The 4,587-nt window shown below is 48.5% G+C and carries 6 protein-coding genes; 1 reads left to right on the forward strand and 5 read right to left on the reverse strand.

Annotated elements, in window-relative coordinates; all coding sequences use genetic code 11:
- A partial coding sequence (locus AC1WIP_RS11865; protein WP_481142024.1) for a prepilin peptidase occupies positions 1 to 392 on the reverse strand: 392 nt, incomplete at its 3' end.
- 170 nt (positions 393 to 562) lie between these two features.
- Positions 563 to 835, reverse strand: coding sequence for a pro-sigmaK processing inhibitor BofA family protein (locus AC1WIP_RS11870; protein WP_481142025.1), 273 nt, complete (start codon positions 833 to 835; stop codon positions 563 to 565).
- Positions 836 to 1,075: 240 nt separating this feature from the next.
- Here AC1WIP_RS11870 and AC1WIP_RS11875 point away from each other — a divergent pair, with 240 nt between their 5' ends.
- The gene (locus AC1WIP_RS11875) at positions 1,076 to 1,291 is read left to right on the forward strand and encodes a DUF2508 family protein (protein ID WP_318708204.1); all 216 of its coding nucleotides are present in this window, start codon (positions 1,076 to 1,078) and stop codon (positions 1,289 to 1,291) included.
- On the opposite strand, the gene AC1WIP_RS11880 is transcribed toward AC1WIP_RS11875, so the two are convergent.
- The 3 genes from AC1WIP_RS11880 to AC1WIP_RS11890 form a co-directional block, all read right to left on the reverse strand.
- Positions 1,241 to 1,717, reverse strand: coding sequence for a flagellar export chaperone FliS (locus tag AC1WIP_RS11880; RefSeq protein ID WP_318708205.1), 477 nt, complete (start codon positions 1,715 to 1,717; stop codon positions 1,241 to 1,243). The two genes, AC1WIP_RS11875 and AC1WIP_RS11880, sit on opposite strands and share 51 nt — an antisense overlap.
- Before the next feature lie 54 nt (positions 1,718 to 1,771).
- The gene (locus tag AC1WIP_RS11885) at positions 1,772 to 2,923 is read right to left on the reverse strand and encodes a flagellin N-terminal helical domain-containing protein (protein ID WP_481142026.1); all 1,152 of its coding nucleotides are present in this window, start codon (positions 2,921 to 2,923) and stop codon (positions 1,772 to 1,774) included.
- A partial coding sequence (locus tag AC1WIP_RS11890; protein WP_481142027.1) for a DUF6240 domain-containing protein occupies positions 2,920 to 4,587 on the reverse strand: 1,668 nt, incomplete at its 5' end. The genes AC1WIP_RS11885 and AC1WIP_RS11890, both read right to left, overlap by 4 nt.

The following is a 4,587-nucleotide window of genomic DNA, read 5'->3' on the forward strand; positions in this document are numbered from 1 at the left end:
GCTGCCACTGTCAGATATCTCCATAGATAGACAAGCCTTTCCTTTGCATTGTGCTCCTTATGTATTTTAATTATGGAAAAAACTGCCGCTGAAAGCAGAGAAAAAAATAAGAAAGACGGAATTTTACAGACGGGCAGACACCCCCCACAGATTCCCAAAAGCTTTACATCTCCTGCGCCGATACATCCGATTTTGAAAAGAGGATAGGCCAGAAGCATTACTCCCGCCATCTTTACCAGACAGAAGAAAAACAGAGAAATACAGGCTCCAAACAGATGCCTTCCAATGCCGGTAAAGAACAGCAAAAGCAGCAGACTGTTTGGGATTCTGTGCTGCAGATAGTCATAGCCGCAGGCAATGACCAGCAATACACATACACATAATGACGCCAAAGCATCATCTCCTTTTATGCTATTTTATTTTTTATGGGTAATGCCGGGACGATATTGTCCCACTGATTCTTTAGAAAATCTTTTTGATTTGTTTTTGTAAGATGTATTATAGACGCTGTCTTTTTGCTTTGCAATAGGAAACAAGGAAAAATATAAATTTTGGTAAATTTTTACAGAAGCTGATAAATTCCGATTCCGTAAAGTGCTAAAAGCCCAGGTATTCCAAGGATTCCGGCTGTCAAAACGGTCACCGCATTAATGCCGACCCCCAGGGAAATTCCCAGCGCGGCCAGAAAAGAATTGATAAAATAGATTGCAATCGTGCCAAGCACGCTCCGCATGACAACGTTTAAAAGCCATTCCAGCTTTCTTCGCATGGCGCCTATCAACAGCGCCGCAGCGCAGGCCAGCACAATCAGCATGGTTCCCATTTGATTTTCCATTGTCCTGTCCCTCTTACGTTCTTTTGCTACAATCTATGAGCCTTTTTTGTTTTTTATGCCAAACCTTCATTTTCCTGGCATTCTTTCTAAGAATTGGTATATTTTCCATTTAAGGGGGCTATACTTTTAACAACAAAATTGAAAGGCTTGGGTAACAGCATGAAAATATTCTTCAGTCGAAACTACGATTCCTCGCGTGTAGAGGAACCGGATTTTACTCCAGTCAGTCTGCAGGAAGCCATGGAAAAAACCCGCACGGCACTGGACATTGCATATGCGGGTTTTGATAACGCTGTTGACACAGATTTGATTGACAGCTATATTTATGAGATTAATTCTCTGCAGAAAAGATACAAGCACCTGACGGATCTGGCCGCCCTGGAGCCTGCCGCCGGGACTGCAAAATCATACCAGCATTCCCCGATTCGCGCCCTGGTCAGCCATGTTTTCGGTTAAGGTGTTTCTGCCATAGGTCAGTCCGGCATAAACTGCCTGGGAATTATTCATGACAGGGCCATTTTCGTTTTGCGGCGCAATTTTTTCATAAGCATCATGGAGGGGACGTATCACTTTTTCTATTTCTTCCAACACCTTCGGATCATTCCTGACCTCGCCATAGGCCAGTCTCCTGATGCAGAACAAATAAAGCCGCAATAGAGCAGGTGCCGGCTCATAGTTCGGATTTAAGGATGCAAGAAGCTCATTGAGACATCCCCTTGCCTTGCGAATAGCTTCCCGAAAGGCATCTCTGTCTCCGGATGCGTGAGCCTGCGCTCCCTCTTCCAGATACAGCAAAAGCATCTCATATAAAATAACAATCAGCTGCGTGGAATTTGCCTGTGTAATTCTCCTGGTAAATTCCTGTTTTTGTTCCTTGGTCATTCTGCCTCCCTGTAAAAAAGACACATATCACTGCTAACACGCTTCTGCCCGCTGTCACTGCAAAAGCTGCAGCACCTGAGAGGGTCTTTCGTTGGCCTGGGCCAGCATTGAGGTTCCTGCCTGGGTCATCACCTGATAGGTGGTATAATAAGTCATCTCCTCGGCCATATCCACATCCATAATACGGGAATAAGCAGACGTCATATTCTCAGAGGTAACATCCAGACTGTTTACAGAAGACTCCAAACGATTCTGATAAGCGCCCAGACGCCCCCTCACCTTGGAGACATATTTGATGGCCCCGTCCAGTCTGTCTATAGCGTCCCCGGCTCCTTCCTGAGTGGATACATCAATCTCCTCTATCCCCATATTTTGTAAAGAAATCGTAGGAATATCCACCGCCAGAATCTGGGTTTCGTTTGCCCCGATCTGCAGGCGCATAGCTCCGATTCCCGTAGCGTCAATCACCAGTCCATTTCCGCCTGCTGCGCTGAAGGTCACTGTGTTGGCGCCTCCGAAGTTTACCTCCGACACGTCCAGCACCATCTCAAATCCACCTTCTCCTTCCAGCGTAATCAAATTATCCTTAGCAGTAGCCGTGGTTCCGTCCGGAAAATCGGTTCCCAGGTTTAAGCTGTCCAAGTCCACCAGATAATTGCCCGTCTCCACGCCGTCCACAATTTCCTTTTCCAGCGTGATGCTGTCAATGCTGTAGGTTTTGGCCGTTACCTCCTTGGAGTAGGAGTTTACCTTTACCTCCAGATTGTTGGTATATCCCTTAAAATCAAACTCACCGTTCAGGAGCTTTTGTCCGTTGAATTCCGTGGTATCCGCTATACGGGTGATCTCCTCCTTCAGCTGCGCGATCTCGTCCTGCACAGTGGCCCGGTCATCGTCCGTCATGACTCCGTTTGCCGCCTTCACCGAAAGCTCGTTCATACGCTGCAGCATTTCGCTGACCTCTGTCAGCGCCCCGTCTGCAATCTCAATAATGGATATCCCATCGCTCGCATTTTGATTTGCCACAGATAATCCTTCGATCTGCGCGTTCATTCTTTTTCCCATGGCAAGCCCCGCCGGGTTGTCCTTTGCATGGTTGATTTTTAAGCCCGACGACAATCTCTCCAGCGATTTTGCCAACAGATCTTCACTGTTGGACAGCGCATTATTGGACAACATTGCCGATACATTGTAATTAATTCTCATACGCTACCTCTTTCCTGCTGTCTGACTGCTTCCAAAAATGTCTTGGCGATCCGGTACAGCTGCCCGTTATCGGCAGACACACCCTCGCCGGATATCTTCTGTTTTTCTGTCATATCCGGCCCTTTGCCGGCATCCTGGGCAACTGACACCTTCTCTATGATCCAGTGTCCGGAGGCCTCTTCTGTGAATGTATCGGCAATTTTCTGCAGTTTCGTAACCTCTGTTTTTTCATTTCCCGCAACATATGCCGTAATTTTTCCGTTTTCCAGCCAAAAATCTGCGCGCAAGGTCTCCTCCTCCGAAAACCGGCAGGTGACGGAAACCTTCCCTTTTTCCGCACCATTTCTTTCCACCGTCAGGCGTATTCCCGTCAGTTCTTCTCCCACATACATGGAGAAAAAGTATTCCTCCTGCCTTGCAAGCTTTTCCGCCAGGGCAAGCTGTCTGTGCGCCAGCCTGAGCTCCCTGACATCCACACTGCTTGCCGCCTCCTGCAAGGCTTCCTCCACTTCTTTGCCAGTCTCTTTTACAAGCTTTTGGTATTCCCTGGAAAATTCATCCTTATCCTCCAGAGCTTCCCAAAGTCCGTCTGCCAGAGGCTTCCTTTCCGGTATCTCGTCGCCATTTCCGGTCCCCTTTCTGCGGGCACTGTAAAAAAGCTCTCTATTCTGTAAAAGCGCCTGGGCCGCCAGCAGATTGTGTACACTGGGCGTGGCCTGCCCCTTCTGCAAAAGCGCCACGCACTCCTGCTCCGTCACCGCAAAGCTCCGAAGCTGTTCCAGATTTTGTCTCCTGTACTCCTGCGCGTTCTCCGTCTCCTGTGACACTTCTGTCACAATATCTCTCACATCCCCCGCAAAAGCCCTGGCGATCTGCTCTGAGATACTCTCACCCTTTTGAATCACCTGTTCCAGCCGTTCCTGGACCTTCACGTCCATATGCTTAAATTTTCCGCTTCTGACCGCAGAGAGAAGATTTTTCAGGTGAAGCTGGGCCTGGCTGTTTACCAGCGCTCCAACCACGGCGCCGTCGGATTTTTCAATCTGACGCAGCAGCCGGTAAATACCGATATAGGTCTCTCTTTCGTCTTCGGTAACAGCTTTGTTTTTTTCCAATCCATAAAGAAAACGGCTGTAGCTTTCCGCAGTCTCCTCAAAATCCTCCGGAAGCCCGGAAAAATATTCTTCCAGCTCGGGCAATGTTTTTTCCAGCGGATTGATTCCATCCCGGATCATCTGAAGCACCGCCGCAGGCTTCATCTTCTCAATCACAGACTGTACCTGTTCATCAGCCGCCTTTACAAGCTCTATATTCTTTCCTGTAATTTCCATGCGGTTATAGCCCAAGATGCGCACCGCTCTTCTGTTTTCGTCCGTAAGCTCATAAGAAAGCCCTATGAGCAGCTCATCCACATTGGCAAACGCCTTCTGAATGCTGTCTCCCATATCCCCTCTGGGCGAAGTCATCAGGGCTTCATAGCTCTCCCCGGCTTTTTCATAAACCGCTTTGGCAGCCTTTCCCTGTTCATAAATCCCCGTCAGAGACGTCTGGCTCTCCTGGATGCTTAAGGGCCCCAGAATCCGTGCCGGCATGGCGGGCAGCTGCGCTATGACTTGATTGGTATCCCGATACAGACGATACTTTGCAAGAGGCTCCTCCGCCCC

The sequence above is a fragment of the Acetatifactor sp. genome (assembly GCF_982438285.1).